This is a genomic window from Tunturibacter psychrotolerans, assembly GCF_040359615.1.
Classification (GTDB): Bacteria; Acidobacteriota; Terriglobia; order Terriglobales; family Acidobacteriaceae; genus Edaphobacter; species Edaphobacter psychrotolerans.
In genome coordinates, this window is the sequence record NZ_CP132942.1 from 3,478,271 (window position 1) to 3,494,639 (window position 16,369).

Consider the following 16,369-nt stretch of genomic DNA (forward strand, 5'->3'; position numbering starts at 1 on the left):
GTGACGTGAATTTCCCCGCGATTCAAGGCAGGTACCAGGGAGGCCAGGTATGACGACATCAACGCTTATCCCAGCCGTTTCCCGATTTCGCAGCTTTGCTGATTCTGTCGCAATGGCTCGCAATCCTGTGCCGGTTTTGGCCAAATACAACGAAACCTATGGCGACACCTTTCGGTTTTACTTGGGTGGTCTCAAGGAGGCGATCGTTACCATCGATCCCGCCATCATTCAGCATGTGTTGAAGACCAATGCGGAGAACTATCAAAAATCTGAAATTCAAGTAAAACGGATGGGCCACTTCCTTGGGAAAGGTCTTCTCACGACCCACGGAGAGCCCTGGCGTACCCAGCGGCGTCTCATCCAGAAGGGCTTTGATCGGAAGCAACTCGATGCGCTGTCCTCGATCATGCAAGACTCCTTGGCGGAGTCACTCCGTGATTTTGATAGACAAATCCAGGACGGCCCTGTCGACATCTACCCCCAGCTAATGAAGATTACCTTCGCGATGGTCGCCAGATCATTGTTTGGCGCGTCCTTGAAGGACGAAGACATCGATCTGGTCAGCCACACCATCTGCACTGTTCAGGAATTCATCGTTCGCCAAACCCTTCAGCCCTACCTGAATCCATGGTTCGCCGCCTCGGGCGAACTGCGCCGGCACGAAGAGATGCGGACGCGTGCCGACGCCGTCCTGATGGAATACATCAAAAAGCGCCGCAAGGAACCGCCCCGACCCGACCTGCTGCAGACTCTGATGGATGCCCGTTACACTGATGGCGAAGGTATGCCAGACGAGCTCATTCTGAGCGAGAGCATGCAACTTCTGGTTGCCGGCCATGAAACATCGTCGAATGCGTTATCGTGGCTTCTTTATCTTTTGAGCTCGCGTCCGGATTGTCTTGAAAAGGTGCGGCAGGAGTTTGATTCAGTGCTCGGCGAAGAGCCCCTGAGCCATGGCCATGTTCCAAAGTTCGAGTTTGCGACTCAGGTCATTCAGGAGGCACTCCGCCTCTATCCGCCGTTTTGGATGATTGACCGCATGGCTGTTGCAGACGACCGCGTTGGCGACGTCGCCATACCCCGCGGATCGATGGTCATTGTGTATGTGTACGGTGCGCACCATGCTCCGCGCCACTGGCAAGATCCTGAGGTTTTCGACACTGCGCGTTTCGTCAAAGCGAACGATAAGCTGCGTACGCCTTTTACTTACCTTCCCTTCGGCGGTGGCCCTCGAGGTTGTATCGGCGGAAATTATGCGATGCTGCAGATCCTCATGATCTTGAGCGATCTGCTCAGAAAATACGACTTCCAGCTGGCTCCCGGTCAAACGATCGAAGCTCGCCCGATGGTGATCCTGCGGCCGAAGCACGGAATTCGCATGACGTTCACCAATGCTGTCCCGTCTGCCTCGCGCATCACGACTCTAGTGTAGGGGCAGTTCAGAATTCTCGAGATCTAACTAGAACATCCGAACCGTAGTCAGGCATCGGTTCAGACGTGCGACAGCAGGCGTGTCTGAGGCGAGGGGCGCTGATTGAACCCCCGCCAGCGTGATCGTGAAGTCGTTTTGCGGAGCAGGGACCCAATTTTTGATTGGACGGAGTTATGCGAATTAGCAGCGGAAAGTGTAGTAGAAGGGCAACGTCGAGGCACACTCGTCCTGAACATACGACACTGCGGCAGCCGCAATTACGAAAAAGACGAGATGATGCGTTACCTTTACCCCGCAATCGCCGAGAGTTGCGTGGCAAATGGCTGCTTCGATCAGCAGTATCCGCGGGTTGCGTCTTTTAGACTACGAGCGATAGACCGATCGTGAGAATTAGCGCCATCACCGAGATGATCGTTTCACAAACGGACCAGGTCTTGATAGTTTGAATGACGCTCATCCCGAAATACTCCTTCACCAGCCAGAAGCCGCCGTCATTGACATGAGAGAAGATTAGCGAACCCGCGCCCGTGGCGATGGCGAGCAATTCGGGATGAACTCCTGGGCTATTCAAAGCGATTGGAGCCACAATGCCGGCGGCTGTCGTCATGGCTACGGTCGCCGATCCGGTTGCGAGGCGGAGCAGCGCGGCGAGAATCCAGGCTAGCAGGAGCAGAGGAACGTGACTATGCATCGCGAGGACAATAATCGCGTTGGATACACCGCTATCCTGCAGTATCCGCCCGAAGCCGCCGCCCGCGCCAACCAGGAGGGTAATAGTTGCGGTGGGGGCCAGGCATTCATTGCTGAAGCGGAGGATCGTTTCTCGTGAGAAACCCCTCATCGTGCCTAGTGTCACAAAGCTGAACAGTACACCGATGAGGAGAGCCAGATCGTCATTGCCGATCAGGTGCAATCCACCATTCAGAGCGCTTCCACGCACGGAAATAGCGTCGGCCCAACTCCCGATCAGCATCAGAAAGACCGGCAGCAGGATGCTGAATAAGGTGAGCCCGAAGCTTGGTAGGCTCCGTTCTTTATCGTGATCAGCGAAATCCTTCGCGATCGGATTCTCTGTCCCAAGCTGCACATGCGGCGCAATCAGCTTGGCGAAAACCGGCCCCGCGACCACCGCCGTCGGAACGCCAACGATCAATGCATAGAGAATCGTGCGACCCACATCCGCCTTGTAAATTGTTACCGCCAGAAGCGCCGCAGGGTGTGGCGGCACCAATCCGTGGACCACGGAAAGCCCAGCCAGCATGGGCAAGCCGACCAGGATAAGCGAAGTTCCTGTCCGCCGAACCACTGTAAACACGATCGGAATCAACAGAACGAAGCCTACCTCGAAGAAAGCAGGCAGTCCTACCAGGAACCCGATGACCACCATGGCCCACGGGATATTCTTTTCGCCAAACAGCCGGATGAGGGTATAGGCGATCTGGTCTGCGCCACCAGATTCTGCCATCATCTTCCCCAGCATTGTGCCCAAAGCCACCACGATCGCGATGTGCCCAAGCGTCGAGCCGACACCCATCTCAAAAGAATGGATCACCGTCGCAAGTGGCATTCCTGCAACCACGGCAAGAGATAAGGCAACGACAATGAGCGTGATGACTGGATTGAGTTTTACTACTGCAATCAGCAGAATCAGGCAAATCACCGATGCGAACGCGGAGATCAGCAAAAAGATACTGTGGTGATCGATCATCGGTGGATCAATTCCCCCGAGCCTTGTAGGCCACGCAATCGATCTCCACCTTGCAGTCGACAACCATGCTCGATACGACGCACGCGCGCGCTGGGGGATTTTCGCCGAAGTGTTCTTTGAAGACGGCATTGAATGAGGAAAAGTCGCGCGGATCTTCAAGCCAGACTCCACAGCGCACCACATGCTCCGGGCCATACCCGGCTTCGTTCAGAATCGATAGCAGGTTGCGAATTGCCTGTTGCGACTGGGCAACGATGTTGCCCGCGATGACCTCACCTTGAACCATCGGAACCTGGCCTGATACATACAGCCATCCGTCTGCTTCGACCGCTCTCGCAAAGGGGAGGTGCTGACCACCTGTACCCTTTCCGCCTTCTACCCCGTATCGCTTGATGCTCATCCCGAACTCCTTAAGATTGAAATACCAAATCATTTATTCAACTACTGACTGAATCATTGAATCCATGAACTGTCGCCACGAGGCAGAAAGCACCCCCCGCGAGCTCCCGTAGCTCCGTCGGCGGTATAGGAGAGAACGCCGTTCACCCATACAGCCGCGATGCCCTGGGCTGGACGTATCGGATCAGAAAACGTTGCCGTGTCAATGATCGTCTCCGGATCGAAGAGCACCAAATCGGCATGATAGTCCTTGCGTATCATTCCACGCCTGGCTAGCCCGAACCTTTGCGCCGGTAGTCCGGTCATCTTGTGGACGGCCTCTGGGAGCGAGAACAATCCTTCGTCGCGACTATATCGTCCCAGAACACGCGGAAAAGTGCCCCAGAGGCGAGGATGCGGTCTCGGGTCGTTCGGCAGGCCGTCGGAGCCGATCATAGTCGCCGAGTGGCGCAAGATCTGGCGCATGTCGTCTTCGGAGATGCTGTGATAGATCGCGCCAGCCGGTTGCAGTTGTTGTGCCGCCTTCAAATGGCTTGTCTGCCAGTGCTCTGCAATCTGCCTCAGGGATTGCCCGGCCACCTCCGGATGTGGCGTGCTCCAGGTAATCGTGATGTGAACCCGCTCATCCACCTGGCGAAGATCGAGCGTGCTTGAACCGGCCGCATAGGGATAGCAATCGCAGCCAGCAGCTTGAGACGTTCGCGCTACGTCCAGCGTATGTAGCACCTCACCACCGCGGCCCCAGTTAGCGATGCCGGCACACTTCAAATGAGAGACGATAACCGGCACATGGCTGAGACGACCGACTTCGAAGGCCTCGCGCATCGCATCGAGGATGTCGTCTGTCTCAGTTCGCATGTGCGTTGTGTATACCGCGCCTGCCGCCTCCAGCGGCTTTGCCAACGCTAACACTTCTTCGGTAGACGCCGCGTGAGCGGAGAGATAGGCCAGGCCAGAACTCAGACCTAGTGCTCCGCCGTCGAGTGCTTCCTGCAATTGCTCTCGCATCGCTTCAACTTCAGCCTCCGTTGCAGCACGATCAAGCCGGTCCATATGGTTATTCCGCAGTGCCGTGTGACCGATCAGCACGCCAACGTTCACAGCGGGTTGCGCATCTCGGATGGCGTTGAGATACGAATCAAAGGTTGGATAGCGAAAATCCTCCGCTTCGCCAAGCAGGTTCATGGGGTCAGGCGGCTCGCCGCGCAACACGACTGGAGTGGCGCTGATACCGCAGTTGCCAACGATCACCGTGGTAACACCCTGCGAAATCTTCGGCAGCATCGCTGGTGTGCGAATCACGGCGGTGTCGTCATGGGTATGGACATCAATGAAACCGGGTGCCAGCACCAGACCATCGGCATCCATCGACTCTCGCGCATCGTAATCAATTGACGCGCCGATTTCGCAGATTCTGCCGTCGCGAATAGCGACATCCAGGGAGTCAGACTCCGTACCAGTGCCGTCCAGAACCCGAGCATTACGGATCAGCGTGTCGCAACGTGGCATCCTGGCTCCTTCAAGATATAGGCTATATTCATCCGGGCCTTCAGTCCCGCACTCTTTGTTATGGACATCCATTCGTTGAAAAATCGAAGCTCGACGCACATATACACTCCTTCCGCGATTGCCCCCCTAAACAAAGGGATGGGCTTTCTTGAGCGAGCGGTCGAACACGAAGAGATTGCAAAACTCGACTGGAACCTGCTGCGAGAAGATCTCAGCCTTCCCACAGCCGTTTTGTATGAAGACAGGATATTGCACAACCTGAACTGGATGCAGCAGTTCATAAACCACTATGGTGTCCAACTTGCCCCCCACGGCAAGACCACCATGGCTCCCAGACTATTTGAGTTGCAATTACAGGGTGGCGCCTGGGGAATCACACTTGCAACCGCACACCAGACGTTGGTCGCCCACAGGCACGGAGTGCGTCGTGTTCTCATGGCGAATCAACTGATCGGCAAAGAAAATATGGCCATCGTCGCACGGCTGCTCGAGGACCCGGACTTTATTTACTACTGCCTGATCGATTCGGCGGCCCAGGTCGAACAGCTAGGTGCGTTTTTCTCGAAAGGGAAGCAGCGTCTCAACGTATTGCTAGAGTTAGGAGTGATGGGAGGTCGATCTGGCGTCCGCGACGAACAGCAGTTACAGGCCGTGCTAGAGGCTCTTTCCCGTTGGAGCGGTTCCATCGCTCTCAGCGGCGTCGAGATCTATGAAGGCGTTCTGGAGGAAGAGGCTTCCATACGCGCATTTCTTCAAAGGGCGGTCAACATTACGAGCACGCTTGCTGGCCAGAGACGTTTTCAGCAATCACCCATCCTGCTCTCAGGCGCCGGCTCTGCCTGGTACGATGTGGTCGCCGAAGAATTCTCTGCTGCAGGGTTTGGAGACAGCATCGAGATCGTTCTGCGCCCGGGTTGCTATCTCACACACGACGTAGGTGCGTATCGCAAGGCGCAAGCGAAGATCGACCAACGCAATCCTATTGCGCACCGGATGGGTTCAAGCCTTTTGCCCGCACTTCAGGTGTGGGCCTACGTGCAGTCGATACCAGAGGCCGAGATGGCGATCATCGGTATGGGGAAGCGCGATGCCGCCTTTGATGCCGGTCTTCCAACGCCTGCATTACACTTCAGGCCAGGGGATACAGCACCTAAAATGGCTCCCGCCCACTGGTCACTTACCAAAATGATGGATCAGCACGCATACCTGCAAATCACCGGGCAGGATGATCTTCGCGTAGGCGACATGATCGGCTTCGATATCTCGCACCCTTGCCTAACTTTTGATAAATGGCGTCTGTTACCGGTTCTGGATGCCAAGTATCAGGTTGTCGACATCATTCATACCTTCTTCTAATCAGTCTGCGAAGCCTTAACAGCCGCGTCTTGCTGGAAACCCCGGACGATGCGAAGATATTCGGCAGCTTTGTGAGTGATCTCTTTGCGACGGCCCTCGCGTATAGCGTGGGTATCGACAAGGTCTGCACCGACGCCAAGGGCGAATGCACCGGATTCTAGGAAATCCCGCGCGGTGGCATGAGAGACGCCGCCGGTGGGGATCATGTCTATATGGGGAAGCGGAGCTTTGAGACTGCGAAGATATTTGGCGCCGCCCATGGAATCGGCGGGAAAGACTTTGACGACGTCAGCGCCGGCGCTCCAGGCCGTAAGGATCTCGGTGGGGGTGAGGGCGCCGGGCAGGACGGCGATAGAGAGGCGTCTGCAGAGGGAGATCGTGGGGAGATCGAGCGCGGGACTCACGATGAACTCGGCGCCGCTATCGATGGAACTCTGCGCGGTGTCTGCGTCGAGTACAGTGCCCGCGCCGACGAGAAGCTCGGGCCGCTCCTTTTTGAGGCGGCTGATGACCAAGAGCGCGTTGGGAACGGTCATGGTTATCTCCAGAACGTGAATGCCGGCATCCGCGATGGCAAGCGAGAGCTCGAAGGCGTCTTCTGCAGAGGAGGCGCGCAAGACGGGGATGAGGCCGCCGGCACGCATCAGTTGAAGCACCTGAAATTTGGTTCGTGACATAGCGGGCTCCGTGACGATACTAGCGGATCGTGCCTTTGAGCTTTCCGCTCATCAGAGCTTCGACCTCGGAAAGTGTGGACATGGAGGAGTCTCCGGGAGTGGTCATGGCAATGGCGCCGTGAGCGATACCGCAGTTCAGTGACCAGGTGAGGCTCTTGCGCTGGAGGAGGCCGTAGATGAAGCCCGCAGCGAAGGAGTCTCCTCCACCGACGCGGTCCAGTATCTCGAGGTCATCGAAGCGCAATCCATGGTCGACGTGATCTTGGGCGAAGGCGAAGGCGCTCCACCCGTTGCGGTTTGCAGAGGTGGTGTGTCGGACGGTGGTGGCGACAACCCTCAGGGTAGGGAACTCAGCGATGATGCGCTGGGACATTGCATAAAAACTTTCAACGGTGTGCCATGCCGGACGGTGGGCGTGTTCTTCGACGGCTGAGGCGATGTCGCCCTCGTGGCCGAAGAGGACGTCAACCAGGGGGAGGAGAGAGCGATTCACATCGATCGAAGCCTGGCGGCCGCCGCGCGATCTCCAGAGGGACGGACGGTAGTTGCCGTCGAAGCTGACGATGGTGTGGTGCCGGCGGGCTGCAACCATGGCTTCGCGTACAACCTCGGTGGACGATTCGCTAAGCGCGGCCATGATGCCACCGGTGTGAAACCAGCGCACACCTTCGTGGCCGAAGATGGCATCCCAGTCGATCTGTCCAGGCCGTAGCTGGGAGACGGCCGTGTGGCCCCGGTCCATGACGCCGGTGCCCGGGCGAACCCCAAAGCCGCGCTCAAGGAAGTAAATGCCGTTGCGCGACGCGGAGCCGACGCCGTCGAAGGCGTCCCAACGGATATGGGAGGTGTCGACGCCCCCTTGAAAGATCAGGTCTTCGACGAGACGGCCGATGGGGTTATCGACAAGCGCGGTGGCGACGGTAGTGCGCATGCCAAAGCAGCGACGCAAACCGCGAGCCACGTTGTATTCGCCGCCGCCCTCCCAGACGCGAAAGCTTCTTGCGCCAACGATGCGACCTTCGCCGGGATCGAAGCGGAGCATGACCTCACCGAGAGAGAGAAGATCCCACCGGCACTCGTCGGCCGCGCGGAGCGGAAGGTACTCCATCGTTTCTGATGCACCGACGTTCCTGGCTTCGATGGGAGTCTCCTGATCTTTGCGATGGTTCCTGTGATAGTGAGTTCGATGCAACAACTCAAAGAGCCCACAAGTTTGATTGTGGGTGCTCCCGGATGTTTGCGTTACGTTATGCGCATAATTCTAAATGTAGTTATGGGCGGAGAAACCTGAAACAGTTCTGCCCCCTCTCTTTTAGCGGGTTTTGTTGCGCTACGAATAAGGCGCGAAAGCAAGAATTTGCCTTGCTCCCGCGACTGGCTATTGTGCGACAACGCTGATTGCGTAACCTCCACCCGGTGCGCATTTCTGAGTTAGCGTTGATGTGTTCGTAACGTTCAACTTGCGAATCACGTACGCCTGAGGGTTAGTTTCGTAGTTTGCGTCCGGTGCATCTGCATATATGGTTGCAATGTACTTCCTCCCAGGATCCAGGAAATCGAAAGAAATTCTCGATTCGCGAGCAAGTTCATCGTTGGTCCTCCCGACGAACCAGTTGTCGCTCCCTTTTGCCTTGCGGGCGTAGGTGATGTAATCACCGGGCTCTGCTTCAAGGACCTTCGTGTCATCCCATTGCACCGGAACATCCTTGATGAACTGGAAAGCATCTATGTGCTTCTCATAGTTCTCGGGAAGATCGGCGACCATCTGCAACGGGCTGTACATTGTCACGTAAAGAGCGAGTTGCCTCGCCAGCGTGCTGTGAACGTAAGAGTGATTCTTAGGATTTATCTTCTCGACCTTCATCTCGAAGATGCCGGGTGTGTAGTCCATCGGACCACCCATCAAGCGCGTAAAAGGAAGTATTGTCGTGTGGTCTGGGTTATTTCCTCCGAAGGCCTCGTACTCTGTGCCTCGCGCCGCTTCCTCTGCCATCAGGTTTGGAAACGTACGAGACAGACCAGTCATGTGGACTGACTCGTGAGCATCCACCATGATGTGATACTTGGCGGCGGTAGACACAGCATAGAGGAAATGATTTACCGTCCACTGTCCGTAGTGAAACTCGCCTCGCGGCAGAATGTTCCCCACATAGCCGCTCTTCACCGTGTCGTAGCCGTTATCGACCATGAACTGATATGCCGGATTCATGAAGCGTTCGTAGTTCCGGGTGGAACCGGAGGTCTCGTGATGCATGATGAGCTTCACGCCCTTTGATGCCGCGTACTCGTGCAAGCCTTTCACGTCGAAATCCGGATAGGGCGTGAGGAAATCGAAAACATAGTCTTTTTCATGTCCAAACCAGTCTTCCCAGCCCACGTTCCAGCCTTCGGCCAGGACGGCACCAATCCCGTTCGCAGCGGCGAAGTCGATGTATCTTTTAACATTCTGAGTATTTGCACCATGCCGGCCATTGGGCTTCAACTTGGTGTAGTCGGTCACGCCGAGTTGGACGTTGTCTGTGTCGGAGTAGGCCCAGGTGCTCTTGCCAGTGATCATTTCCCACCAGACCCCAACAAACTTGGTCGGCTTGATCCAGCTTGTGTCCTGAAACTTTGTGGGGTCGTTCAGATTGAGAATGGTGTGCGAGAGGAGGATGTCTCCAGCCTTGTCACTGACGAGAATGGTGCGCCACGGTGTCTGCGTCGGCACCTGTAGATGGCCCTTGTTGCCTTGGGCGTCCGGAGTAAGATAGGTGGTCAAAACGAAGTTAGAGTCGTCCAAAACGACGCTCATCGCCGCGTAGTTGATCAGTGCTGCCTCGTGGATGTTGATGTAGAGTCCGTCTTTGGACTTCATCATCAGCGGAGTCTGAAGAGCTGTCGGTCCAATCGGATGCTGGGAGGCATTTGGCGTGATCGCCTCCTTCATCTTGCCGCGGACCTCCGATAAATTCGAAGTGACGGTGCTGTATTCTTCCGTATCGAGATCACCAGGCAACCAGAAAGCTTTGTGATCTCCTGCAAGTGCAAACTGTGTGTCCTCGTCCTTGAGGACGAAGTATTTCAGGTTTGCCTGCTCTGGGAACTCGTACCGAAAGCCGAGACCATCGTTGAAGAGCCTAAACCGAATGAGCATCGTGCGGTCTGTGTCCGCCTGGTGTAACGTGACGGTGAACTCGTTATAGTTGTTACGGATGTGGCTGACGTCGGCCCAAACAGGCGTCCAGGTTTCGTCGAAGCTCCGGGTGTCCTCTTTCAGAAGCGAGAACCCTGAATTGAGTGGCTTTTCCTGCACCAACTCGAAGCCCATGAGGCTTGGTTTCAGAACAGTTTTGCTCTTGTAAGTGAGAGCGTACATAGGCGCGCCCTGACTCGTGAGACTGAAGGTCAGTGCCAGACTGTGGTCAGGGGATATGAGTTGCTGTCCATGCGCCACGAATCGGGCAAGCAGCAGTCCCACTAACATCAGGGTTGCGCCGCTTTTGCCGAGAAAGCGGACGATTGAGATGGGGAACTGTTTCATAGGGCCTCTCACTTTGTTTAGAGCGTTAGTCGTTTGTTGCGGAGCTATTGAGACGAAAGCCGGATGTCACGCGAAGAGGAACCCACCTCAACTTTGCTGGGCACTACGAACTCCCATCGGTCGCCATCAAGGCTCCAGACCCGCAAAGCCTTTGGCGGAATAACAACCCGCACCTCTCTTTTTTCGCCTGGTGTCAGACTGACCTTTGACCATCCCGCCAGTCGTCGTGGCGGTTCACCCGGACTGCTAATGTCGAGGTAGACCTGAGCAACTTCCGCTCCAGCGACATGCCCGTCATTGCTCACTGAGAACCTTGCTACCATGTCATGTCCGTCAGTCTTCTCAACGGACAGATTGGAATAGCTAAAGTGTGTGTATGAGAGCCCATAACCGAACTCGTACAGTGGCTTGATATTGTGGACGTCGTACCAGCGGTAGCCGATGTCGAGTTTCTCTGTATAGATTGGGTCAGTGGCGAAGGCTCCATCTGTGCCCCATGTGGGCGAATTCTGATCATGCGTTGGAAAGCTAATAGGGAGCTTGCCGGACGGGTTCACCTTGCCAAAGAGCACGTTCGCAATCGCCTTGCCGCCAGCTTCGCCTGGATACCAGGCTTCGACAATAGCCGATACCTTTTCCTTCCAAGGCATCAGAACAGGGTTGCCGCTTTCGATCACAACGACTGTGTGCGGATTTACATCCGCGACTGCCTCTACTAGCTGGTTTTGATTCGATGGATTTGCAAGGTTAAGACTTTGGAGATCTCCGAAATCCTCTCCGGCTGGTTGCGCCACGACAACGATGGCAACATCTGCGTTACGCGCGAGGGTGACCGCATCGCGTATCTCGTCTGGCGTGTAATCACGAAAAGGCACGTTCTCATCTCTGTTTCCCGCAAAGGAAACAATCGAGGCCGGTGACAGTTGCTGAAGCGCTTTGGTCAAAGGAGCGTCCACCTTCAGCCAAGGACTACGCCACCAGCCGCATCCATCTGTCTTTGCGAAACGAAGACCACCGCAACCGGCAAAGGCGCCGGTGACAGGGTGGAATGTATCCGCCGAGCCGCCACCAGTCATTACAGCGGCATCTGCATGCGCGCCAATTACGGCAATCCGCTTCGGGGCGTTGATCTTTAGTGGAAGCTGGTTGCTCTGATTACGAAGCAAGACAATTGACTGTTCCTCAACTGATTGTGCGAAGGAGTTCGCTCCCACAAAGTCGATCGTTCCTCCACCTTTCGGAGCGTCATCCATGACTCCGGATGCGATCAGCACATAGAGCTTCCGACGGACCATGTCGTCTAGACGATCCTGCGACACGGCGCGGCTGACCAAGACGGATCTCACCGGGACAGGGGCAAGGAAAGCCGGGCCAGCGTCGCTGCCTTCTTCCTCATCCAAGCCAGCATTAATCGCCTTTACTGTGCTATGCGTGGCACCCCAATCGGATTGGACCTCTCCCTGGAACTTCCACTCGTTTTTGAGGACGGAGGTGAGAATAAATTTGTTCTCGCAAGCGTAGTCGCCGTTCAGGCGGGTATAAGCACACATGAAGCTGAGAGGGTGGCTTTTCTCCAGCGCGATTTCGAAGGGCAACAGGTAGAGTTCTCGCAGAGTGCGTTCATCAATCTGACTGTTGCCTCCCATTCGGTTGGTTTCTTGTTCGTTGCCGGCGAAGTGCTTAGCTGTCGCGATCACCCTTTGGCTCTGTGTGCCGTTCGTCCGCGCAGCGAGCAGTTCACCAGCAAGGATGGGATCCTCTCCGAGATATTCAAAAGTCCGACCGGCCCTGGGTTCACGCGTAAGATTGACCCCGCCGCCAAGGCCCATTCCAAACCCTTGAGCACGTAGCTGTTTGGCGACCTGAACGCCGTAGTCGTAAGAGAGTTGTGGTTCCCAGCTCGCGGCAAGGGCGATCGTTGCGGGAAACGTTGAACTCGCCTGTGTGGTGCTTCCGGAGCCCGTTGCCGAATCAACCATGTTCAGGTCTGGAATGCCGAGCCTTGGGATACCGGGTATAAATCCGGCACCGCCGCCAGGACTCGCGTTTGAAGGGTACTTCGACGCGATGAACTGAAGCTTCTCGTCCAGTGACATCTGTTGCAGGAGCGAGTTCGCTCTTGCTTGCACTTGCGCATCAGCGGGAGTGCTTGTTTGGCCGTAAACACTTTGAACGGTTGTACAGCCAAAATAGAGCAATATCGCTGCGAACTTGAGATTAAACAAATACATCGGAACCCTTTCCAGCCTTTGGTGATGCCTGAGAGAGGCGGCAAAGCAATTAATCGTTCAGCTAAGGCTCTTCACGGCCCGGCTTTCAATATGGATTCCCCGAGCAGACAAATCTGAAATACTCTCCTGTTTGCGGAGCCATTTAGATGAGAGGTGCACGGAGTGCGTCGGTGCATCTCTCATCAACCAAATGGAGTGAAGGCATGCCGGCCCTTGTAGCTGTGGCCAATCTACGGAGCCACGGTGAAACCGCTATGTAACGATGCGTTAGAGTCATCTCCCACCCATAGGTCAAAGCGGGTATCGTCCTGCACCCACGAACGAGTGGCGGCGCTCCAGTATGTAAGGTCGGCTGTGTCTAAGTTGAAGTGCACGGTCTGTGTCTCTCCCGGAGCAACCGTGACCCGATGGAAGCCCTTCAGCTCACGGACTGGGCGGGAACTGGTTCCTGATTGCTGATGTAAGTACAACTGTGCAACCTCATCGGCCGTGACAGTACCGCTGTTCCGTACATCGACCGCAACGTCCAGACCCTCGCCTCTGTGAATTTGGTCATGGTTGATATGCAGGTTAGAGAACTGGAAGTTCGTATAGCTCAGCCCATAGCCGAAGGGGAACAGTGGTGTGCTTTCCTCATTCCAGTACCGAGTGCCTTGTTTCTCTGGTTGATGAGTGACGTCATGCGAATAGAAGATGGGCACCTGCCCGACATCGCGCGGCCAATCGTATGGCAGCTTCCCAGCCGGAACAGCCTTGCCATACAGTAGATTGGCGATCGCAATGCCACCCTCCGTTCCGGGATACCATACGTCAAGGATGGCAGGAATATTCTTGCTCGCCCACCTCAGTTCCAGAGGACGTGCGCTCATCATAACCAACACGACCGGCTTACCCGTGGCAGCGACCGCTTCCAGTAGCTCCTGCTGACGCCCCGGTAGTTCGAGCGATGAGCGAGAGGCCGCTTCACCATCCATGTTCTGCCTCTCACCCAGAACCATCACCACTACGTCAGCGCTGCGCGCCGTTTGAACTGCTTTGTCGAACTCCTGCTTCTGCTCAGCTTCTGTCCATACTGGGGTCTTATCTCCACCAAAGATCGCATCAAACATGGAAGGGAACTTGCGCGAAATCTGCACACCTTGGGAATAGGTGAACTGCGTCCCCTGTGGAGCGATCTGCTTCAGACCTTCCAGGACTGAAACACTCTCCTGTTCCTTGTTCACGAACACCCATGGGCCGGTGATATCCCGCTTTGAGTCAGCCAGTGGACCTATGACGGCGATATTTCTGTTACCGGAACCCTGCAACGGCAAGAGCGCGTGCTCGTTTCGCAAAAGAACGGCAGAACGTTCAGCCGCCCGAAGCGACTCTTGTTTTTGCTCCGTGGCACCGAGAACCTGCGCGGCCCTGGCCTCATCTACGTAGGGGTTTTCGAACAAGCCAAGACGGATCTTCGTTTCGAGAATGGGGCGGACAGCGGCGTCTAGTTGTTCGCTGTTGATCTTGCCTGCCTTGTACGCCGCTGGCAGATTGTCATAGGCGTCCTTGTTCAACGCCATCTCCATATTTACGCCTGCCGTGAATGCACGCATTGCGGCATCTGCTTTGTCTGCAGCAAACCCATGGGTCTGTAAGTTGTTCACCGCGTCCGCGTCACTTACGACGAAGCCGCCAAACTTCCATTCGTCCCGTAGAACGTCGTGCAGTAGCCAGCGATTTCCAGTTGCCGGAACGCCGTTCAGGTCCATGTAAGCGCTCATGATCGTGCCGACACCGGCGTCCACGGCGCTCTTAAAGGGGGGCAGATAGACATTGCGAAGCTGTGCGTCGGAAAGGTCAACAGAGTCGTAGTCGCGGCCTCCCTCTGCAGCCCCATACCCCGCAAAATGCTTTGCGCAAGCCACGATGTGGTCCGGGGCTCCGATGTACGCTCCCTGAAAGCCCCGAACTTGAGCCGCAGCGACGGCGCTCCCCAGGTAAGGATCCGCTCCCGCGCCCTCGACAATGCGACCCCATCTCGGATCTCGCGCTATGTCCACCATCGGTGCGAACGCCCAGTCAATCCCCACAGCGCGCGCTTCCTTTGCCGCTGCAGCCTGCGCCCGTTCTATGGTGTCCGGATCCCACGACGCTGCCATAGCGATCGGGACGGGAAAAATAGTTTGGAGGCCATGAATGACATCGAAGCCGAAGATCAAAGGAATATGAAGACGGCTCTGCTCCACTGCAACGTGCTGCAGATGATTGATCACACTCGGGTCTGTCACAAACAGCAGGGAACCGACTTGACCCTTTGCGATCCGGCTCTCCATCGTCGCGTCAGGCTTCGTGAAGAGAAATAGTTGACTCAACTGGCCAGCTTTCTCCTCTGGAGTCATCTGTTGAAGCAGAGCATCCGCACGTTGTCTCACCGCCGCATCCTGGACCGAAGGCTTCGTGTTTTTCGCCTCCTGAGCGAAGCCCCGCTGCAGAATTGTAGACGGAAAGATCATACTGATTGTTGTGCAACCGGCCAGCAGCTTGCGCTGAAACGCGCCTCGATTTCGTCCATGCAGCGTCGGGGAAGACTTTGCGACAGTGGGGTGGGGTTTCATAGACAGCCATAGTACCCGCCGCGAGACAAGCCAGACAATTTCCTTAAGAATTCTTAAGATTCATCGCGGTGGCGGAGACGTTCATGTGTGGTCGGCCCCACAGATGCTCGTGAGGCCGAGCTACCTGCTTTCGGCTCGTTCTGTCGCCACCGGAACGAAACCGCGCCGCGAAATTTCGCTTTCGAGGTCTCCTGGATGCGTTCATCCTAGGCCGCGGCGCTTCGCATTGCGTTTCCATGCCAATCGGTTGAAGCGGGAATTGAAATCCGCAGACCTTAATCGGACGTGGGGGTTACGTCCCACTTCTGGCACCATAGAAACCACTAGTTTAATTGATGCTCTTGGGTGCGGTGTCAATGTGATTCGCTTGGGCAGCGTAACCAATTTCGTGTCTTATCTGTGATTCTTGCTGGTTGATTTGAAGTTCCTGCATGGCGTCTACGATGTCACCCCGGCTCACGATTGCATAGCGCTCCAATACGCTCCGAGTGCGCCAGTCGCCGATTTTCATAATTACTGTTTCGGAGATTCCGGCACGGCGGAGGTTCAGTGCGGCAGTTCGGCGGAGGTCATGAAGGATGGCCATAAACTGAACGGCGGACATGCACGTGCTGGAGAAGTCGGACTGTGCCGTAGTACCTGTGAACCAGCCGAACAAGGGAGGAAACCTTCGGGCGAAGGTTGGGGAGGGTAGGACACGGATCGGGGAGAACATTGTTCAATCCACATGCTCTCGACACAGAGCGGGAACTGCATCGCAGCACATGATTTGAGCATCGTTCTGGACGAGGGGGACATAAGTCTCGCGTTGCCGCACTTTCGTTTGTTGCTCAAGGGCGTCACTACCGTCTAGCGCCTTTCCTGGTTCTTAGAGCTGATCGTCGCATCACGCGTGATGCGGATTTTCGAACTGCTCAAAACCCCGTTTTGCAGGAACGAA

The 16,369-nt window shown here is 55.9% G+C and carries 11 protein-coding genes; 2 read left to right on the forward strand and 9 right to left on the reverse strand.

Annotated elements, in window-relative coordinates; genetic code table 11:
• Positions 1–49 precede the first annotated feature (49 nt).
• Positions 50–1,432: a cytochrome P450 gene (locus RBB77_RS14395; RefSeq protein WP_353062437.1), complete on the forward strand. Its 1,383-nt coding sequence runs from the start codon at positions 50–52 to the stop codon at positions 1,430–1,432.
• 358 nt (positions 1,433–1,790) lie between these two features.
• Here the strand turns inward: RBB77_RS14395 and RBB77_RS14400 are convergent, their stop codons facing one another.
• The 3 genes from RBB77_RS14400 to RBB77_RS14410 are packed head-to-tail and all read right to left on the reverse strand — an operon-like array spanning position 1,791 to position 5,048.
• Positions 1,791–3,140 (reverse strand): gluconate:H+ symporter, encoded by a 1,350-nt coding sequence (locus RBB77_RS14400; protein ID WP_353062438.1) that lies wholly within the window; start codon positions 3,138–3,140, stop codon positions 1,791–1,793.
• 7 nt (positions 3,141–3,147) lie between these two features.
• Complete coding sequence (locus RBB77_RS14405) at positions 3,148–3,540, reverse strand: RidA family protein (protein WP_353062439.1); 393 nt, start codon at positions 3,538–3,540, stop codon at positions 3,148–3,150.
• A gap of 53 nt (positions 3,541–3,593) precedes the next feature.
• Positions 3,594–5,048: an N-acyl-D-amino-acid deacylase family protein gene (locus tag RBB77_RS14410; RefSeq protein WP_353062440.1), complete on the reverse strand. Its 1,455-nt coding sequence runs from the start codon at positions 5,046–5,048 to the stop codon at positions 3,594–3,596.
• Between the two features lie 249 nt (positions 5,049–5,297).
• Between RBB77_RS14410 and RBB77_RS14415 the strand changes: the two genes are divergently transcribed.
• Complete coding sequence (locus RBB77_RS14415) at positions 5,298–6,404, forward strand: amino acid deaminase (protein ID WP_353062441.1); 1,107 nt, start codon at positions 5,298–5,300, stop codon at positions 6,402–6,404.
• On the opposite strand, the gene RBB77_RS14420 is transcribed toward RBB77_RS14415, so the two are convergent.
• From RBB77_RS14420 to RBB77_RS14445, 6 genes are all read right to left on the reverse strand, one after another.
• Entirely contained in the window at positions 6,401–7,081 is a 681-nt protein-coding gene (locus tag RBB77_RS14420; RefSeq protein ID WP_353062442.1) for a bifunctional 4-hydroxy-2-oxoglutarate aldolase/2-dehydro-3-deoxy-phosphogluconate aldolase, read from the reverse strand. The two genes, RBB77_RS14415 and RBB77_RS14420, sit on opposite strands and share 4 nt — an antisense overlap.
• A gap of 19 nt (positions 7,082–7,100) precedes the next feature.
• Positions 7,101–8,189, reverse strand: a complete 1,089-nt coding sequence (locus tag RBB77_RS14425; RefSeq protein ID WP_353062443.1) for a sugar kinase — start codon at positions 8,187–8,189, stop codon at positions 7,101–7,103.
• Between the two features lie 270 nt (positions 8,190–8,459).
• Positions 8,460–10,604 (reverse strand): glycoside hydrolase family 97 protein, encoded by a 2,145-nt coding sequence (locus RBB77_RS14430; protein WP_353062444.1) that lies wholly within the window; start codon positions 10,602–10,604, stop codon positions 8,460–8,462.
• A gap of 44 nt (positions 10,605–10,648) precedes the next feature.
• Entirely contained in the window at positions 10,649–12,835 is a 2,187-nt protein-coding gene (locus RBB77_RS14435) for a beta-glucosidase family protein (protein ID WP_353062445.1), read from the reverse strand.
• 230 nt (positions 12,836–13,065) lie between these two features.
• Positions 13,066–15,429: a beta-glucosidase BglX gene (gene bglX, locus RBB77_RS14440; RefSeq protein WP_353062446.1), complete on the reverse strand. Its 2,364-nt coding sequence runs from the start codon at positions 15,427–15,429 to the stop codon at positions 13,066–13,068.
• A 328-nt stretch (positions 15,430–15,757) separates the two neighbouring features.
• Entirely contained in the window at positions 15,758–16,144 is a 387-nt protein-coding gene (locus RBB77_RS14445; RefSeq protein WP_353062447.1) for a hypothetical protein, read from the reverse strand.
• Between the last annotated feature and the right edge of the window lie 225 nt (positions 16,145–16,369).

Bases quoted from the DNA above. Each gene is read 5' to 3' on its own strand.
- RBB77_RS14395 (WP_353062437.1), top strand. From the start codon at position 50: ATGACGACATCAACGCTTATCCCAGCCGTTTCCCGATTTCGCAGCTTT.
- RBB77_RS14400 (WP_353062438.1), bottom strand. From the start codon at position 3,140: ATGATCGATCACCACAGTATCTTTTTGCTGATCTCCGCGTTCGCATCG.
- RBB77_RS14405 (WP_353062439.1), bottom strand. From the start codon at position 3,540: ATGAGCATCAAGCGATACGGGGTAGAAGGCGGAAAGGGTACAGGTGGT.
- RBB77_RS14410 (WP_353062440.1), bottom strand. From the start codon at position 5,048: ATGCCACGTTGCGACACGCTGATCCGTAATGCTCGGGTTCTGGACGGC.
- RBB77_RS14420 (WP_353062442.1), bottom strand. From the start codon at position 7,081: ATGTCACGAACCAAATTTCAGGTGCTTCAACTGATGCGTGCCGGCGGC.
- RBB77_RS14425 (WP_353062443.1), bottom strand. From the start codon at position 8,189: ATGGAGTACCTTCCGCTCCGCGCGGCCGACGAGTGCCGGTGGGATCTT.
- RBB77_RS14430 (WP_353062444.1), bottom strand. From the start codon at position 10,604: ATGAAACAGTTCCCCATCTCAATCGTCCGCTTTCTCGGCAAAAGCGGC.
- RBB77_RS14435 (WP_353062445.1), bottom strand. From the start codon at position 12,835: ATGTATTTGTTTAATCTCAAGTTCGCAGCGATATTGCTCTATTTTGGC.
- bglX (WP_353062446.1), bottom strand. From the start codon at position 15,429: ATGAAACCCCACCCCACTGTCGCAAAGTCTTCCCCGACGCTGCATGGA.
- RBB77_RS14445 (WP_353062447.1), bottom strand. From the start codon at position 16,144: ATGTTCTCCCCGATCCGTGTCCTACCCTCCCCAACCTTCGCCCGAAGG.